13 protein-coding genes, 1 rRNA gene and 1 other annotated feature are annotated in these 17941 nt (G+C 38.8%); of the genes, 7 read left to right on the forward strand and 7 right to left on the reverse strand.

Annotation, left to right across the window (positions count from 1 at the left end):
- Positions 1–9 precede the first annotated feature (9 nt).
- Complete coding sequence (locus R3X26_RS12555) at positions 10–3114, forward strand: efflux RND transporter permease subunit (protein WP_317717670.1); 3105 nt, start codon at positions 10–12, stop codon at positions 3112–3114.
- A 67-nt stretch (positions 3115–3181) separates the two neighbouring features.
- Here the strand turns inward: R3X26_RS12555 and R3X26_RS12560 are convergent, their stop codons facing one another.
- The 3 genes from R3X26_RS12560 to ettA all read right to left on the reverse strand — a co-directional run bounded on the left by R3X26_RS12560 (position 3182) and on the right by ettA (position 6437).
- The gene (locus R3X26_RS12560) at positions 3182–4240 is read right to left on the reverse strand and encodes a M23 family metallopeptidase (protein ID WP_317717671.1); all 1059 of its coding nucleotides are present in this window, start codon (positions 4238–4240) and stop codon (positions 3182–3184) included.
- Between the two features lie 4 nt (positions 4241–4244).
- On the reverse strand, positions 4245–4613 hold the full coding sequence (locus R3X26_RS12565; RefSeq protein WP_317717672.1) for a PilZ domain-containing protein: 369 nt from the start codon (positions 4611–4613) through the stop codon (positions 4245–4247).
- A 156-nt stretch (positions 4614–4769) separates the two neighbouring features.
- On the reverse strand, positions 4770–6437 hold the full coding sequence (ettA, locus tag R3X26_RS12570; RefSeq protein WP_317717673.1) for an energy-dependent translational throttle protein EttA: 1668 nt from the start codon (positions 6435–6437) through the stop codon (positions 4770–4772).
- A gap of 217 nt (positions 6438–6654) precedes the next feature.
- Between ettA and sltY the strand changes: the two genes are divergently transcribed.
- Complete coding sequence (gene sltY / locus R3X26_RS12575; RefSeq protein ID WP_317717674.1) at positions 6655–8604, forward strand: murein transglycosylase; 1950 nt, start codon at positions 6655–6657, stop codon at positions 8602–8604.
- Between the two features lie 61 nt (positions 8605–8665).
- Positions 8666–8986 (forward strand): trp operon repressor, encoded by a 321-nt coding sequence (gene trpR / locus R3X26_RS12580; RefSeq protein ID WP_317717675.1) that lies wholly within the window; start codon positions 8666–8668, stop codon positions 8984–8986.
- Positions 8987–9117: 131 nt separating this feature from the next.
- On the opposite strand, the gene yjjX is transcribed toward trpR, so the two are convergent.
- From yjjX to R3X26_RS12600, 4 genes are all read right to left on the reverse strand, one after another.
- A complete protein-coding gene (yjjX, locus tag R3X26_RS12585; protein ID WP_317717676.1) occupies positions 9118–9645 on the reverse strand; it encodes an inosine/xanthosine triphosphatase in 528 nt (175 codons plus the stop codon).
- A 9-nt stretch (positions 9646–9654) separates the two neighbouring features.
- Positions 9655–10833: a prephenate dehydratase gene (gene pheA / locus R3X26_RS12590; protein ID WP_317717677.1), complete on the reverse strand. Its 1179-nt coding sequence runs from the start codon at positions 10831–10833 to the stop codon at positions 9655–9657.
- 21 nt (positions 10834–10854) lie between these two features.
- Positions 10855–10991, reverse strand: a sequence feature (Phe leader region).
- A gap of 117 nt (positions 10992–11108) precedes the next feature.
- Positions 11109–11453 carry a ribosome hibernation-promoting factor, HPF/YfiA family gene (gene hpf / locus R3X26_RS12595; protein WP_317717678.1) on the reverse strand — a complete coding sequence of 115 codons (345 nt, stop codon included), beginning with the start codon at positions 11451–11453 and terminating at the stop codon, positions 11109–11111.
- Between the two features lie 372 nt (positions 11454–11825).
- Positions 11826–12551, reverse strand: coding sequence for an outer membrane protein assembly factor BamD (locus R3X26_RS12600; protein ID WP_317717679.1), 726 nt, complete (start codon positions 12549–12551; stop codon positions 11826–11828).
- A gap of 205 nt (positions 12552–12756) precedes the next feature.
- Here R3X26_RS12600 and rluD point away from each other — a divergent pair, with 205 nt between their 5' ends.
- The 4 genes from rluD to R3X26_RS12620 form a co-directional block, all read left to right on the forward strand.
- Entirely contained in the window at positions 12757–13731 is a 975-nt protein-coding gene (gene rluD / locus R3X26_RS12605; protein ID WP_317717680.1) for a 23S rRNA pseudouridine(1911/1915/1917) synthase RluD, read from the forward strand.
- Entirely contained in the window at positions 13732–14490 is a 759-nt protein-coding gene (gene pgeF / locus R3X26_RS12610) for a peptidoglycan editing factor PgeF (protein ID WP_317717681.1), read from the forward strand. It abuts the gene before it with no gap.
- 97 nt (positions 14491–14587) lie between these two features.
- On the forward strand, positions 14588–17161 hold the full coding sequence (gene clpB / locus R3X26_RS12615) for an ATP-dependent chaperone ClpB (protein WP_317717682.1): 2574 nt from the start codon (positions 14588–14590) through the stop codon (positions 17159–17161).
- Positions 17162–17848: 687 nt separating this feature from the next.
- Positions 17849–17941, forward strand: a 16S ribosomal RNA gene (locus tag R3X26_RS12620); the annotation flags it as partial.

A 17941-nucleotide genomic window follows, 5' to 3' on the forward strand; every position in this document is an offset into this window, starting at 1 on the left:
AGACACACTATGTTAGCGATTATTAACGCGGCTTTATCTCGTTCTCGAACCATGCTTACATTGTTACTGTTAATATTAGTTTCAGGCACAATCACTTATCTTTCCATTCCTAAAGAATCCAGCCCAGATATCACCATCCCTGTTATCTATGTCAGCCTTTCTCATGAAGGCATTTCTCCTGCTGATGCCGAACGATTATTGGTTCGCCCTGTGGAACAAGAATTACGTTCCATTGAAGGGGTTAAAGAGATGAGTTCTACCGCATCTGAAGGGCATGCTTCAGTCACCCTAGAATTCAATATCGGTACCGATCTAGATAAAGCCATGGCAGATGTTAGAGATGCGGTCGATCAAGCTAAGCCCAGGTTGCCAGCCGATAGTGATGAGCCATCGGTAAATGAAGTGACTCTAGCTTCGTTTCAGCCCGTACTTTCGGTTGTTCTTTATGGCACCGTTCCAGAGCGATCGATAGTACAGATAGCCAGACAATTGAGTGACAAGTTAGAAAGTTATAAGCAAGTATTAGAAGTCGATATAGCAGGAGACAGAGAAGACATCGTTGAGATCATCGTCGATCCTCTGCTGATGGAAAGTTACAATTTAGATCAAAGTGATATTTACAACCTCATTGCATTAAATAATCGTGTTGTTGCCGCAGGATTTGTCGATACAGGTTATGGACGATTCTCGGTCAAAGTCCCTTCTGTATTTGAGTCATTGAAAGATGTACTCGAAATGCCCATTAAGATTGAAGGCAAACAAGTGATTACCTTTGGAGATATTGCGACAGTTAGACGTTCGTTTCGAGACCCAGAAAGTTATGCTCGTTTAGATGGTGAATCTGCAATTGTTTTAGATGTAAAAAAGCGAGCGGGTGAAAATATAATAGAAACGGTTGAATTGGTTAAACAGGTTATCGTTGGCGCTCAAGAGCTAGACAGTTGGCCGGACAATTTGATGGTTGAATATACTTGGGATGAATCTAACGATGTGAAGTTGATGCTTAGTGATTTACAGAACAATATCCTTTCAGCGATTATTCTGGTGGTCATTGTCATTATTGCCATCTTAGGTGTCCGTACCGCATTATTAGTTGGCGTGTCTATCCCTGGTTCGTTTTTGACGGGTATCTTAGTTCTCGCTGTATTCGGACTAACGATTAATATCATGGTGTTATTTGGCCTGATTATGGCAGTAGGAATGTTGGTTGATGGTGCCATTGTGGTAACTGAATTTGCCGACAGACGAATGCATGAAGGAATGCCTCGAGCGACGGCTTATCAAGAGGCGGCAAAAAGAATGGCTTGGCCAATTATTGCTTCAACAGCAACAACTTTAGCGGCGTTTGCTCCCTTATTATTTTGGCCAGATGTGACTGGCGAGTTTATGAAATATCTACCCATCACTCTGATTGCAACCTTGTCAGCATCGCTTGTTATGGCGTTACTTTTTGTGCCTGTTTTAGGCAGTTTAATTGGTAAAGCACAGTATATTAACCCTCAGCGTAAACAAGAAATGGTGGCATTACAAAATGGCGATTTTTCCAAGGCTACAGGGTTAACTAAATTATATTATCGAACACTAGCGATAGCGGTTAATCATCCATGGAAGATATTATTGAGTGCAATTTTACTCTCTATTGGTGTTGGAATTACTTATGCGAAAGCCGGTTTAGGTGCTGAATTTTTTCCGGAAGTTGATCCTCCATCGTTCACGATTAAAGTTCGCTCTTATGGTGATCTTTCCATCGATGAAAAAGACAAGTTGATGCGAGAAGTCGAATCAGTAGTGCTAGGAGGCAAAGAGTTTCAAAGTGTCTATACAAAGACTGGAGGAGATGATGACGCTATTGGTCAGATACAAATAACGCCAGTAGATTGGCAGTTTCGGCGGCCTGTGAAAGAGATCATTGCAGAATTACAACAGCGAACATCTGAGTTTTCAGGAGTTGAAATTGAAATCAAAGAGCCTCAAGCCGGGCCTCCCAGTGAGCATGATTTGGTTATTCAGTTGTCTGCGCTTGAATTCGATAAGCTTAATAATGCGGCTGTGATTGTGAGACATTGGGCCGACACTTATCCAGCATTTATGAATTTGAGTGATACATCAGCAAAACCTGGTATCGATTGGCAAATAGATATTAAGCGTGACGATGCAGGACGTTTTGCTGCGGATGCCACTTTAGTTGGCAATACGGTTCAATTAGTGACGAATGGTTTAAAAATTGGCGATTATTTGCCCGATGATGCATCAGAAGAAGTGGATATTTTGGTGCGTTTTCCTCAAGATAAGCGCGATATCGGTAAGTTCGATCAATTAAGAGTTAAAACTCCGAATGGCTTGATTCCACTAACCAATTTTGCTCAGATTAAACCTCAGCCGAAACAAGATACTATTCAACGTATTGATGGGCAGCGAGTACTCGAAATTAAAGCTGATATTAAACAAGGTTACAACTTAGCCTTAGAATTACCCAAGATAGAGTCACAATTAAAACAATTGGGGCTTAATGGCGTAGAGTTTACGCTTCGTGGTACAAATGAAGACCAGCAAAAATCATCGGAATTTTTGGTCAAAGCTTTTATGGTGGCTTTAGCCGTGATGGCTTTGATTTTGATTACTCAATTTAATAGTTTTTATCAAGCATTTCTAATTCTTAGTGCGGTCTTATTTTCAACGGTAGGGGTGTTTGCTGGCTTACTTATCTTTCAGAAACCTTTTGGTATTGTGATGTCAGGTATTGGTGTGATCGCATTAGCAGGTATTGTCGTGAATAATAATATCGTATTGATTGATACTTTTAATCAACTGGTTAATCGAGGTTTGAGTCGTAAAGACGCCATACTAAGAACAGGAGTACAACGCCTTAGACCGGTTATGCTAACCACAGTGACAACGATTTTAGGTTTACTGCCTATGGTACTGGAAATGAACATTGATCTTATTAACCAAAAAATTGAATTTGGCGCGCCAAGTACTCAATGGTGGTCTCAGTTAGCGACAGCGGTTGCAGGTGGGCTGGCCTTTGCCACAGTGCTGACTCTAGTACTAACCCCTTGTTTACTAATGCTTGGCCGAGGCAAAAAGTCGGCGGTTAAACCAAGCGAAATATAGCAATGTATTAATGAAAGCGGAGCGATAAATGCCATTACTGAAAATTGTCAGCGATGGCATTTATGTATCAATGTATTTGAGGGGAAGTAGTCATTGGTAATGAATCACTTTGAGCGGTGTTCAGTCCATTTTCTGTGTTGACAGAATTAGTTAGTTGTACTTGTAAACGTACTACGTTATCAATGATTTTGACTAACGGTGCCCATTTGATTTTGCTTTCTTGCTCAAATAAAGAGTCAAAATTTTCTGGTGTCCATTCCATCAAATATTTGGGATTGAGAGAGCGACCAAGGAAACGTATTTCATAGTGTAAATGCGGTCCAGTCGAATTACCTGAGTTCCCACATTTCGCTATAGTTTCGCCTTTACTAATAAATTGACCACTTTTGACTTTGAATTTTTGTAAGTGAGCATAAGAACTCACAAAACCAAAAGAATGCCTTACGATAAGAAAATTACCAAATCCCTTTTTACTTGGTCTTACCGTTTCTACTACCCCGTCCGCTGGGGCAATAATATCCTCACCCATATTACAAGTTAGATCAATTCCAGTATGTTTGTGATGCTTACCTGTTATAGGGTTTAGTCTACTGCCGTATTGAGAGGAGATACGGTTATAAGATAATGGAGCATCATTAGGGATTAAACGGAACATGGTTGCACGTACTGCGGAATTTACGGCAGCAACATCAACTCTTTGAGCTAGGTCTAAGTTATCTGTTTCTACATTTTCGTCACTTAGTCCAAGGACAGATTCAACATCATAGATGCGTTGGCTCAATGTTGCCAATTGATTACTTTTTTGGGCTAACTCTTGATTCAATAAGTGATTAGTGGATTCGAGTTGAAGAAGTGCTAACGATTTCTCTTGAATCGATAAATTTGCTTTCTCAATAGTTTGATTAGTTATGTTCAGCTCTGAGCTAAGATGTTTTATTTGAGACTGTGCTTGAAGCGCTGCAAGCTGGGCATTGTTGCGCGTTACTTTATGGTTATTAATCGAAAGACCAAGTAAAAGTAGCGCAGCGATTAAAACAGATAAAAAGGTTACAGTTGTCTTTTTACCGATAAAAAAAGTTTCTTCCCCACCAGCGGTGGGAATCGTTATAGTTATTTTCTTTGTCATATCACTAAGAATGAACACCTAAATCAGATAACTGTTCAATCTCTCTATGTAAAAGTTGGTCATCACCCACATTAAGCGCTACTAAGCGTTTTAGGTGGCTAATACTGTCTATGTCAATGTGTTCAATGCTGACCCTTGTGAAACTATTAGTGGTTTCCACTACCTGTGCTTGAAGAGAAATATCGACATCACTGTCTGGTAAGTGAAACGTAATATCAACAGATTGTGAAGAATTAATTGACTCAGTTAATGTGTTTAGTAGTAATCCATGTAGTGAAAGGTCAATTATTGAACCGCTAATACTACTCTTACCTTGCTGTAATTTTGCAGGCACGTTATAGACTATTCGAGAAAAACGTCGACGTTCATCCATACTTCCTCTCTTATGTTCATGTAGATTATTAATGACTATATAGCTGTTAAAACTCTTCATACTTGACGTTGTTTGTTTATCTATGGCTTTGGCTTACCCCATTAGCATAGTTAACTTATGCTAATGGGGGGCACTTGGCGCTAAAATACAAATTCGCTATTTAGTAATGCGTTTGTATTTTATTCGATGTGGTTCTGCAGCTTGTGCACCTAGAGTCTGTTTTAACCATTCAGTATATTCAGTATAGTTACCTTCATAAAAGTTGACCTGCCCTTCATCACGGTAATCAAGGATATGTGTAGCAATACGGTCTAAGAACCAACGGTCATGCGAAATTACCATAGCACAACCAGGAAACTCTAATAATGCTTCTTCTAACGCTCGTAGAGTTTCAACATCAAGGTCATTGGTTGGTTCATCGAGTAGTAATACATTACCACCAGTTTTTAGGAGCTTAGCCAAGTGGACACGATTTCTCTCACCACCGGATAATTCACCGATGATTTTTTGTTGGTCATTACCTTTAAAATTAAAGCGTGAGCAGTAGGCACGTGCTGGAATTTCAAAGTTATTGATCTTAATAATGTCCGCACCTTCAGAAATTTCTTGGAACACCGTTTTTTTGTCGTCCATACTGTCTCGGAATTGATCAACAGAGGCTAAATGAACGGTGTCACCAAGCTCAATACTGCCAGAGTCGGGTTGCTCTGTGCCACTTAGCATTTTAAATAGTGTTGATTTACCTGCACCATTGGCCCCGACGATGCCTAAAATGGCGCCTTTGGGCATACTGAAGGAAAGATCGTCGATAAGCACTCGATCACCAAAAGATTTGGTTATATTTTTTACTTCAATCACTTTATCGCCCAAACGCTCGCCTGGTGGGATAAATAGTTCATTGGTCTCATTACGTTTTTGATGATCGGTATTATTTAACTCTTCAAAACGTGCCATTCGTGCTTTTGATTTAGCTTGGCGACCTTTAGGGTTTTGACGAACCCATTCTAATTCTTTCTCAATGGTTTTTTGACGAGCATTTTCTTGGGCAGACTCTTGTTTCAGACGCTCATCTTTTTGCTCTAACCATGAAGTATAGTTGCCTTCCCAAGGGATACCTTCTCCTCGGTCAAGTTCGAGTATCCATCCAGCCGCATTGTCGAGGAAATAACGATCGTGCGTAATAGCTACAACGGTTCCATTATAATCGACTAAGAAACGTTCTAACCATCCTACCGATTCTGCATCTAAGTGGTTAGTTGGTTCATCCAGTAGCAACATATCTGGTTTTTCTAATAAAAGTCGGCAAATAGCAACACGACGCCTTTCACCACCAGAAAGAAACTCAATTTTTGCATCCCACTCCGGTAAACGCAGTGCATCAGCAGCACGCTCAAGTGCGTTTTCTAGGTTGTGGCCATCTTTAGCTTGTATCAATGCTTCCAGTTCACCTTGTTCTTTAGCTAAAGCATCAAAATCTGCATCTGGTTCAGCGTAAGCCGCATAAACTTGATCAATGCGTTTAAGTGCATCGGCTACATCTGATACCGCTTCTTCAACCACTTCTCTTACGGTTTTAGATTCATCTAGCTTAGGCTCTTGAGGTAAGTAGCCAACGTTTAATCCTGGTTGAGCACGTGCTTCTCCGTCAATATCGGTATCGATACCTGCCATGATCCGGAGTAATGTTGATTTACCTGCGCCATTAAGGCCTAGAACACCGATTTTTGCACCTGGAAAAAAACTAAGAGAGATATCTTTTAATATTGTGCGCTTAGGTGGAACAACTTTACTCACCCGTGACATGGTATAAACGTATTCAGCCATTGCCGATATTACCTACAGTTTTAGAAAATGTGGGAAGTATTTTAACTTAATTTTCTACCTCTGAGAATGATAGATAATTTAACAAATTAAAGCTTGCGTAAATCCTTGATAGTTTTCTAACATGAGAGCAACAGGTTCTTCACGTTAAGTCTGTATACCTATTTATCATATCTGCAATTCATGGATAGTTTTTTTATAATAAGGATGTGTAAATCAAATGCATAAGTTCAAAAAATTTGTTTTTGCTGTGCTACCACTTGTTTCTGTTGAATTCACCTTAGTGGGTTTTTCTTCTGGCGCTCAAGCAGCGTTAGCTTCTATCGATCAACAACGCATTATTTATCAGCAAGCACAAGATTATTTAGATAATAAAAAGGTAAACGAATACCTAAAAATTCGCGATAAAATAGTCGATTATCCTTTAACACCTTATGTGGATTACAGACAGTTTTTGCTTGAAATTGATCATAAAACGCCACAAGAAGTTGAAGATTTCATTGAACAATATCGTGAACTACCATTTTCTAATCGAATTAGAGCTAAATATTTAGATGCATTAATTAAAAAGCACGACTGGACCAACTTTTATCAATTTCAACCTGATGAACCTCGAATGGAGAAGTACCGGTGTAGTTACCACTATGCGCAGCTAAAAAATGGACAGAAAGAGAAAGCGTTCCAAGGAGCGGCCAAACTTTGGCTAAGTGGTAAAAGTGTTTCAGATAACTGCGATATTTTGTTCGAAGAATGGCAACAAGCTGGATTGAGGACCGATGATCTAGTACTAAGAAGAATGTTATTAAGTTACGAAAAAAATAGTATTAATTTGCTCAACTATTTAGCCAAAATACCATCTGAACAAGAGAGTGTTAGGCAAGCTAATGAAATTAAGATGTTGGCTAAAGAACCTGAAAACGTTATTCAATTTTCACAAAAGTATCCTGCTACAGATTTTAATCGAAAAAAATCTGCAATAGCCTTAAAAAAATTAGCCAGAAAAGATATTGCATTAGCACAACGTGCATTACCAATTGTTTTTAAAGCGCAGCAATTTTCACCGCTTGAGCAACAAAGTATTTCTGATTACTTAGCGGTTCGTCTTATCAATACCAATCAACAATATTTAGCCGTTTGGCGAGATCAAGTATTAGAAAGATCAGTTAATGTGTCAGCCATTGAACAAAGGGTACGTTTAGCTATCCGCGAAGCGAACTGGCCTTCTATATCTGAATGGATTAAGCAATTGCCAGAAGAAGAAATGAACTCTTTGCGTTGGCAGTTTTGGCTTGGGAGAACAGAACTAGAGTTAGGTGCAAGAAATCAAGGTATTACAAGACTCCAATCTATTTTAGGTCAGCGGAATTTTTATAGTGTCGCTGCGGCACAAATATTAGATACCCCTGTGCGTTATCAAATTAGTAAACAAAAAGCAGATACTACTATTTTGAAACCTTACCAATCTAGTTTAACGCGAATAAATGAACTGATAGAAGTAGATAAAATTACTGCTGCAAAAAGTGAATGGAACTGGTTACTTGGGCAAGTCAACGAGGAAGAACAGCAAGCGCTTGCGGTTTATGCTGCAAATAATAACTGGCATCATTTATCGGTGAAAGCCACTATTGCTGCAAAAATGTGGGATAACACTGAACTGCGTTTTCCGCTTGCTCATCAGTGGTGGTTTAATTTTTATGCTGATAAGCACAATATCGATCCCATCACTTTAATGTCTATCGCTCGCCAAGAAAGTGCTTTAGACGTGGAAGCTCGGTCGCCAGTTGGTGCAAGAGGGATAATGCAAATAATGCCTACTACAGCGAAGTATACCGCGAAAAAATATAAGATTGATTATACTGAAAGTGGTCAGTTGTATGACGTAAGTAAAAATATTGAAATCGGCAGCCAGTACTTAAATGGGCTTTTAGAGCAATATGATAATAACCGTATTTTTGCTTTTGCCGCTTATAATGCTGGACCTAATAGGGTTAAATTATGGCGAAAAAGAGCCAATCAACAACTGGACGTTTTTGCTTTTATTGAAGCAATACCATTTCGAGAAACTCGAGGTTATGTCCAGAATATTTTGATGTTTGAGACATACTATCGAGATATTTTAAACGTTGAGGGGGATTTTTTACATTCTAATGAGCTTTCTATTAAATATTAATTCAATCTAGCGCAGAACCCTTTACAATGATGGTTCTGTTTTGCAACGTGAGTATGTATAAATGTCGTTAACTTCTGATATACCTGATTGGCAACATGTAATGAAATTAGTTAAATCGGCTGCTGAGACTGATCAACATGACATGTTGTTAACCATTCTTATGACAGCCGATGAACGAGAAGCATTGATTGCGAGAGTAAACATTGTTAATGAGCTTTTGAAAGGCGAAATATCGCAACGTCAGATAAGTCAAATGTTAGGGGTTGGTTTAGCAACGATTACTCGAGGATCTAATGAGTTAAAAGCTCATTCAGAACAACAACGGAAAGTATTATTTGAATTGTTAAATTCATTAGAAAATGACAATACTTTAATTAAATAATCTACTGATTTTGTTTTGTAACGACGATTATTTTGATTACACAGAATAATCGTCGTTTTTAATTGTATCGCTATAAAAGGATCTAGCTCTGTTAGTTCACCTGACTAGAGAGTGCTCATGTATAACACCAATTAGATTTTATTTGGGAAGTGTTCTTCATTCATAAAGGGAATTAGGGCAAGTATAAGCGCTTGATGGTACACAGAGCTTCTGGTGAGCAGATGATTTGTTAATAACCCTATCGCTCCGCCTTTCTGTTTTATATTTTCAGTGCAAAAAACCGTATCCATAACGTGACCTAGTTCTTTACCTGTTTGTAATTGTTCTAATACGAGTGGAGGTAACATTAAACTAGCAGATCGAGATTCACCGCGCTGACAAGATGATTCAATAATCATCCAAGCAAAGGTAAATTCAGCTGCATTTCCTGCTTCTAAACCAACATAAAAATCAGCATTAGCAATTGCTGCTTTCGCATTTTTTACTCGATTTAAAGCGCCTAATTTTGTTTCTGGATCGGACATGGGTTGATCTGGTACTTCACTATCAACACTAACCCCTTCAAATTGAAAGTTTTGCTCTGGAAAAACATCCAAAAAAGCCGCTTGTACCGCCTTTATTTTGGCTGGGTTAAGAGAAGCTACGATAACTTTTTTCATGATATATTCTTATGTTAGTTTTATTTGAGTTGGTTTTACATTTTCAGTTGGGTAGCAACCAAGAACTTTAAGGTGTTGGGTTATTTTGATTAATTCACTTATGGCTTGTTGCATCTCTGTAGAATCCAGATGGGCTTCTAAATCGACATAAAACATCTCCTCCCATGGATTTCCCATGATCGGTCGATTTTCTAGTTTGGTCATGTTGATACCGTAACGTTGTAGTACTAGTAAGGTTTCTACTAACGAACCTGCGGTTTGTGATGTCGACATTATTAAGGTGGTTTTAGCCGGTATCTGCATGGATACTTCAACTGGTTTTCTGGCGACCAAAATAAACCGAGTATGATTTTCAGTTTGATTAGCAATATTATTTTTTATCGGCTGTAATCCATACAATTTTCCGCTAGAAGCATTACCGATCGCCGCGACATTATTATTTCCAATTTCTTTCACTTTCAACATTGCGTCAGCAGTACTGGCGCAAGATTCTAATGCTACCCCTTTTAAGTGACTCAAAAATTCACTGCATTGTTGATGGGGTTGGGGGTGTGAATAGAGGGTTTTAATATCTTCTATATTAATATCTGAGTTGGCTAAAATGCAGTGTTCAATCGGTAAGGTTATCTCACCAACAATGTAGAGTGTAGTATGCTGCAGAAGATCATAAACTTCATTGATGGAACCTGAGCTAGTATTTTCAATTGGTAACATGCCAAAATCAGCATGACCTGATTCCACTGTTTTAGTCACTTCTTTAAAGTGTTCACAACTTAGCTCGACCAGTTCCGTATTCTTACGACTAAAATATTCACGACTTGCCAAGTGTGAATAAGAGCCCTTTGACCCTAAAAAAGCCACTCTAGCAAGAGGTTTTCGGCTTTGAGACGGGTTAGCTAGGTTTTGTAAATAAGACTGTTGGAGTAGGACCGAATCTTCAATAATGCTATGAAACAGCTTAGTAATATATTGAGCATCTAAGTTGTATTTGTTTTTACCATTTTCAATCAATTTAACTAATAGTTGTTGTTCTCTCTTAGCGTCTCTTACTGGTTTTGATGTTTCGATTTTACTTTTTGCTACTTCAATGCTCAGAGTTCGCCTTTCTGAAAGCAACTGTAAAAGTTGGTCATCTAGATCATTTAGGCGAATTCGAATCTCATCAAGAGAATATTTACTATCTGTCATGCTAAGTGAGTCCATTTAGGTTATAAAAAAGCCCCCCGTCTGGGAGGCTTCCTATTCGTTTTTAACTTACTTTTCTTAAACGATATCAGCCTCTACAATTAAGTTCGATAAAAAAGAGAGATGAAAAAAAGTCAAAAAAGAATAGCGGATATTGAGTCATAATTAGATTATTAATCCTGTCTGTGTACTGACACCATAAGCAAGGTACACAAACCCGTCAAGGAAAAAATAGCGCCATTAAGGCGCTATACTATTGATATTTTAAAAGCCCTCATTTAATCCGCTTCACTTGGTTCAATTTGCTCTGCTAGTTTTTCTGCATGGCTTGCTCTGCGAGCTTCGGGTTTGTGGCGCAATTTATTGAGTTGCCGTTCTAGCTTTTGCTCTACTTCGATAATAGCTTTATATAAATCTTCATTGCTTGAAGACGCGATTAGTTTTCCTTTCGGGACGGTAATACTGGCTTCAAATTTCATCTGTTTGTTCGGTTGTTCACTTATTACTGTCTGGCAACTAATAATATCTACTTGCCATTTTTCAAGTTTCTCAAACTTGGACTCTATATGCGTACGGATTGCAGAGGTGATTTCTAGGTTTTTAGCGGTAATATTAACTTTCATATAGTATGTTCCTCTGAAACTTCCCTTATGGGATGATTTCAGAGTACCTTGTTAGTAAGAAAATATTGTGATTTAGATCACCGTAAATAGAGTGTATTGATGATTGATCATTAAATGTGATCTGCTACAAATATAACTCAAATATTCTATAATAAAACTTGTGATGTTATAAAAAATCGATAACGTGGGAAGAAGTAACATACTAGAAATAAACACATTTTTAGGGCTTTAGCTCAACTGTAAGCCACTGCTGGTGGATTTGTGTTCAATATTAAAATGTGACCTGATACGAGGCTTGTTGTTGATGATCTGGTCAGTCAAAATTGAAGTTAAAAAAACCGCTGTATTCAGCGGTTTTTTATGTCTATCTTTTTACACTGGATTTAGTTCCATTAATTGTTTTGTCCTTTCTGCTGACTCAGTAAGCCCGAGTTGCTGATACGCTTCTAACTGAATTTCTAGTGACTGTCTAGCCGCTTTAGTGTCTGGATAGGTCTTTTGCAATTCTTGGCAGCGATTAATCGCCGCAATCCATGCTTCTTTACGTAAATAAAAATCTGCACTGGCTAAATCGTAGTTTGCGAGTCGGTTTTTTAGGGCGTACATGCGCTTTTGTGAATCGGCAGAAAAAGCACTATTTGGATAACGTTGTAATAACCTTTTGAAGTCAGTAAATGCTGCTTTGACAGGTTCTGGATCACGATCAGAACGGTCAATATTTAACACGCTGTGCATATAATTTTGATCTTGTGCCATGTGAGAAAGTCCTCGCATGTACAGTACCCAATCCATTCGGTTATGAGTTGGATTTAAGCGAGTAAACCTTTCTATGGTCGCAAGAGCGAGAGGGAGATCATCATTTTTGTAATAAGCAAAGATTAAATCGAGTTGCACTTGTTCTGAGTAAGGGCCAAATGGGTATCTCGAGTCCAGTGCTTCTAGTTTTTCGATAGCGGTTAACCAGTTGCCACTCTGAAGAGAGCTTTGCGCATCAATATAAAGTTCTGATGCAGGTACATCGGGAACTATTTCGTCACTACTTGAACAGCCAAAAAGGAGTGATAATGCCAGTAAACTCGATAAAGTACGGTAATTCATGTCAGGATTTTCTTTCCTTAAATTAAAAAAAACGGTTGCTTCCGTTACTTCTGATCCTATAACGGATAGAATGATGACTATAACAGATGAATATTTCCAAATTTGAGCGTTATATAATAAGTTGACTACAAAATACAGTAGAACGCAGTAGCGCATTTTTTCACAGTCATGAGCATTAGTCTCATAGTTTTTAAAAAAGTTCGATATGGCTCAGCAGATAGAATTAACCGATACAGTAAAAGATAGCCAACTTGGTCAACGATTGGACCAAGCCATAGCAGAATTATTTTCTGATTTCTCTCGTTCTCGTTTAAAGGAATGGGTGATGAATGGCAAAGTTCAAGTAGATGGTGAAGTGGTAACTAAACCTCGCATCAAAGTGATGGGAGGAGAAAAAATTATAATTCAGGGTGAACTTGAAGATGAAGAACGTTGGCTTGCTCAGGATATACCGCTAAATATTGTCTATGAAGATGATGACATTATTGTTATCAATAAACCTCGTGATTTGGTTGTTCATCCAGGAGCAGGTACTCCTGATGGCACTATTCTAAATGCCTTGCTATTTCACTTTCCTGATATTGCACAAGTACCAAGAGCCGGTATCGTTCATCGTTTAGATAAAGATACAACAGGTTTGATGGTAGTGGCGAAAACGGTTCCTTCACAAACCCGTTTAGTTAGAGCTTTGCAAAAACGTAAAATTACTCGTGAATATGAAGCGATAGCTATTGGTAAAATGACGGCTGGTGGCATGGTTGAAAAACCGATTGGACGTCATTCAACTAAGCGAACTTTAATGGCAGTTGCTGAATTGGGTAAACCTGCGGTTACTCATTACCGAGTCGCGGAACATTTTCGTGAGCACACGCGATTGCGTCTTCGTTTAGAAACAGGGCGAACTCATCAGATCCGTGTTCATATGTCTTATCTTCAACACCCGTTGTTAGGTGATGTTGCTTATGGTGGCAGAGCGCGAATTCCTAAAGGCGCGTCTGAAGAACTCACCCAAATGATTCGAGGATTTGATCGTCAAGCACTTCATGCCGCTATGCTACGTTTTGATCACCCCGTCACCAAAGAACAGATGGAGTTTCATGCACCGATCCCTACGGATATGGTTGTTATGACTGAAGCATTACGAGCGGATATGAAAGAGAACCAAGAGTACGATATATAAATGGAATTAATTACCCCAAACTGGATAGTGCCTGACAATATTCGTGCTTACAGCTCTACTCGTTTGGGGGGAATTTCGACTGGTGCATACCGCGGACTGAATTTAGGTATGCATGTTGAAGATGATCCTTTACTTGTTACAAAGAATCGTCAGTTTCTACATAAATATGCTGCTATTCCCAGTAAGCAAATATGGCTCAATCAGACTCATTCTAGTTATGTGGCAGATTTTGATGCCTTTTCAGCTTTAGATAAAAGTACCGAATTAGATGATTCGACCACCGATATTGTTGATGCTGATGGTGCCATGACATCTCTATCCAATATTGTTTGCACGGTGATGACGGCTGATTGTTTACCTGTATTGTTGACAGATACTGAGGGTTCGACAGTTGCCGCGGTTCATGCTGGCTGGCGAGGTTTGGCAAATGGTATTTTAGAAAATGCAGCGACACAGTTTACTAAACCAGTGATCGCATGGTTAGGACCAGCAATTGGTGCTAATGTATTTGAAGTAGGGCAAGATGTATATGATGTTTTTGTTACTCATGATCCTATTGCCAGTGAAGCTTTTAGAATCAAAAGTGATGGGAAATATCTAGCGGATATGAATAGGTTAGCGACACAGCGACTCAATAGTGTTGGTGTTGAGAGTATTTTCAGCAGCAATATGTGTACGTTTGCAAATAGCGATAAATTTTATTCATATCGCAGAGATGGCGTAACTGGCCGTCAAGCTACGTTTATTTGGATTGAATAAGTTTATTTTTCTTCATTATCATCGTTCCTCTCCCTTGAAAAAAGCCCTCCTTGTATCCATCTTGTTAGCGTAGAGAATTTATTTTTTGGAGGCTGCTATGCGTTTAGATAGATTCACAAGCAAGTTTCAAGTCGCGATATCTGATGCTCAATCATTAGCCCTTGGACGAGATCACCAATACATCGAACCAGTACACCTTATGGTTTCACTTCTGAACCAAGAAGGCAGTGCGATTCGCCCATTACTTACCATGATCGATGTCGATATTGTTCAATTGCGTTCAAAATTATCTGAAATGATGGAACGCTTGCCCAAAGTTAGTGGTATTGGTGGCGATGTGCAGTTGTCTAATAGCATGGGCTTTTTATTTAACTTGTGTGACAAAATTGCACAAAAACGACAAGATGCTTATATCTCATCCGAAGTTTTCCTTCTTGCTGCTCTGGAAGATAAAGGACCATTAGGTCAACTCCTTAAAGAATTAGGTATTACCGAAAAAACGTTATCGACTGCTATTGAAAAAATTCGCGGAGGGCAAAAAGTGGATGATCCCGACGCAGAAGAAAAGAGACAAGCTTTAGAAAAATTCACCATTGATTTAACTGAGCGAGCTGAACAGGGCAAACTCGATCCTGTTATTGGCCGTGATGATGAAATACGTCGAACAATTCAAGTATTACAACGCCGAACCAAAAATAACCCAGTTATTATAGGTGAACCCGGGGTAGGTAAAACGGCAATTGTAGAAGGACTAGCCCAGCGAATCATTAATAATGAAGTGCCGGAAGGTTTACGAGGACGTAGAGTTCTATCCCTAGATATGGGGTCTTTAGTGGCAGGCGCTAAATATAGAGGTGAGTTTGAAGAACGACTTAAATCGGTTCTTAGCGAACTATCAAAAGAAGAAGGCAATATAATCCTCTTTATTGATGAGCTTCACACTATGGTTGGAGCGGGTAAAGGCGAAGGATCTATGGATGCAGGTAATATGTTAAAACCTGCATTGGCGAGAGGTGAGCTTCATTGTGTCGGTGCCACAACACTTGATGAATATCGTCAATATCTAGAAAAAGATCCTGCTTTAGAGCGTCGTTTTCAAAAAGTATTAGTAGACGAACCAACCGTTGAAGACACTATTGCTATCTTACGTGGTTTAAAAGAGCGTTATGAACTTCATCATCATGTCGAAATTACGGATCCAGCTATAGTCGCAGCGGCTAGGTTATCACATCGTTATGTTTCAGATAGACAACTACCGGATAAAGCCATTGATTTAATCGATGAAGCAGCGTCGAGTATACGAATGCAAATAGATTCAAAACCTGAATCGTTGGATAAACTTGAGCGAAAAATAATTCAATTAAAAATAGAGCAACAAGCACTGAATAACGAAATAGATGAAGCCAGTTCAAAACGCTTGAAAGCAATCAACGAAGAGCTGGACGTAAAAGAAAGAGAATACGCAGAACTAGAAGAAGTATGGAATGCAGAAAAAGCAGCGCTGTCCGGTACTCAACATATTAAAACTGAATTAGAACAGGCAAGAATGGATATGGACTTTGCTCGACGAGCTGGGGACTTAAACCGAATGTCTGAACTTCAATATGGGCGCATTCCAGAACTAGAGAAACAGCTTGATCTTGCCGCACAAGCAGAAATGCAAGAAATGACCTTACTCAAAAATAAGGTAACGGATGAAGAGATAGCCGAAGTACTTTCGAGACAAACAGGTATACCAGTATCAAAAATGCTAGAGGCCGAGCGAAGTAAACTGCTTTCCATGGAAGATGTATTGCATAACAGAGTCATTGGCCAAGAAGAAGCGGTTAATGTAGTGTCTGACGCTATTCGTCGAAGTAGGGCTGGTTTATCTGATGCTAATCGTCCTATTGGTTCTTTCCTATTTTTGGGACCAACCGGGGTAGGTAAGACAGAACTATGTAAAACACTCGCTAACTTTATGTTTGATAGTGAAGACGCCATCGTTAGGATAGACATGTCCGAATTTATGGAGAAACATTCTGTTGCTCGCCTTGTTGGTGCTCCTCCTGGTTACGTCGGGTATGAAGAAGGGGGGTATTTAACCGAAGCAGTAAGAAGAAAACCGTATTCTGTTATTTTACTTGATGAAGTGGAAAAAGCGCATCCTGACGTGTTCAATATTCTTCTACAAGTTCTTGATGATGGTCGCTTAACTGACGGGCAAGGTAGAACAGTAGATTTTCGAAATACAGTGGTGATAATGACATCTAATCTGGGTTCTGACAGAATCCAGGACAACTTTAGCACATTAGATTATAAAGGGATCAAACAAGAAGTAATGAATGAAGTGACACAGCACTTCAGACCTGAGTTTTTAAATAGAGTCGATGAAATTGTTGTTTTCCATCCGTTGAAACAAGAGCACATCAAATCTATTGCTGGGATACAATTAGGCAGGCTAGCGAATCGTATGGCGGATAGCGGTTATGAGTTAGATGTATCAGAAAAAGCTTTGGAATTAATTGCTCATGTTGGGTTTGATCCTGTCTATGGAGCAAGACCTCTCAAAAGAGCGATACAACAAAGTGTGGAAAATCCACTCGCTAAAGCGATATTAGCTGGGAAAATAGATCCAGATAAGAAAGTTCAACTGCGAGTAGACAAAGATCGCATCATTGCGCATCAATAAAGTTAGTAATTACAATCTATTTAAGAGAATAAAAAAGGGATTATGTCCCTTTTTTATTCGTTTTGATTGAAAAGTAATCGAACGATAGTTTTTTTTGCAAAAAATATTCGGTAGCTATTGTGCTCCTGTAAATTCTCCCTATAATGCGCCTCCGTTGTCAGGGAATAGTTACTAACTAAATGACCTGATAATGTCGGTACTATTAAGTAGTTGTGAGAAATTTATTTCTCTTTATTTGTTTCAGATCACTTAAAAAAGCAAAAAGTAATTTGAAAGAAAATAAATAGCAAAAAGTGTTTGACACTAGAAGCTATATCGCTAAAATGGCCGTCCGCTTGAGAGATAGCTCACAAGCAGCCTAACGGCAACGCTCTTTAACAATTTAAACCTATATCAATCTGTGTGGGCACTTGTTGATGATAATCGACACGATTTTGTATCTTAGGATATACAATCACAACGGTATCAATGAACCACGTGACCTAATTTGATCACAGATACTTTAGCTTTTAAGTTAACGCGTCTTAAGTATCGAGCACAGTTATTTAACTATCATTCTGTTGGAATGATAGGAACTTTAAATACCATTTACGACTTGGTTTTTATCAAGCAGTAAAGGCAATTTGAAGTCAGTATTCATTGAGACCCGTTTTTCTTTTTTAGGAAAGAAAAACACATCAAAATCTTAAATTGAAGAGTTTGATCATGGCTCAGATTGAACGCTGGCGGCAGGCTTAACACATGCAAGTCGAGCGGAAACGAAAATAGCTTGCTATTTGA

The organism is Vibrio sp. TH_r3, assembly GCF_033101115.1.
In the GTDB taxonomy this organism is placed as follows: Bacteria; Pseudomonadota; Gammaproteobacteria; order Enterobacterales; family Vibrionaceae; genus Vibrio.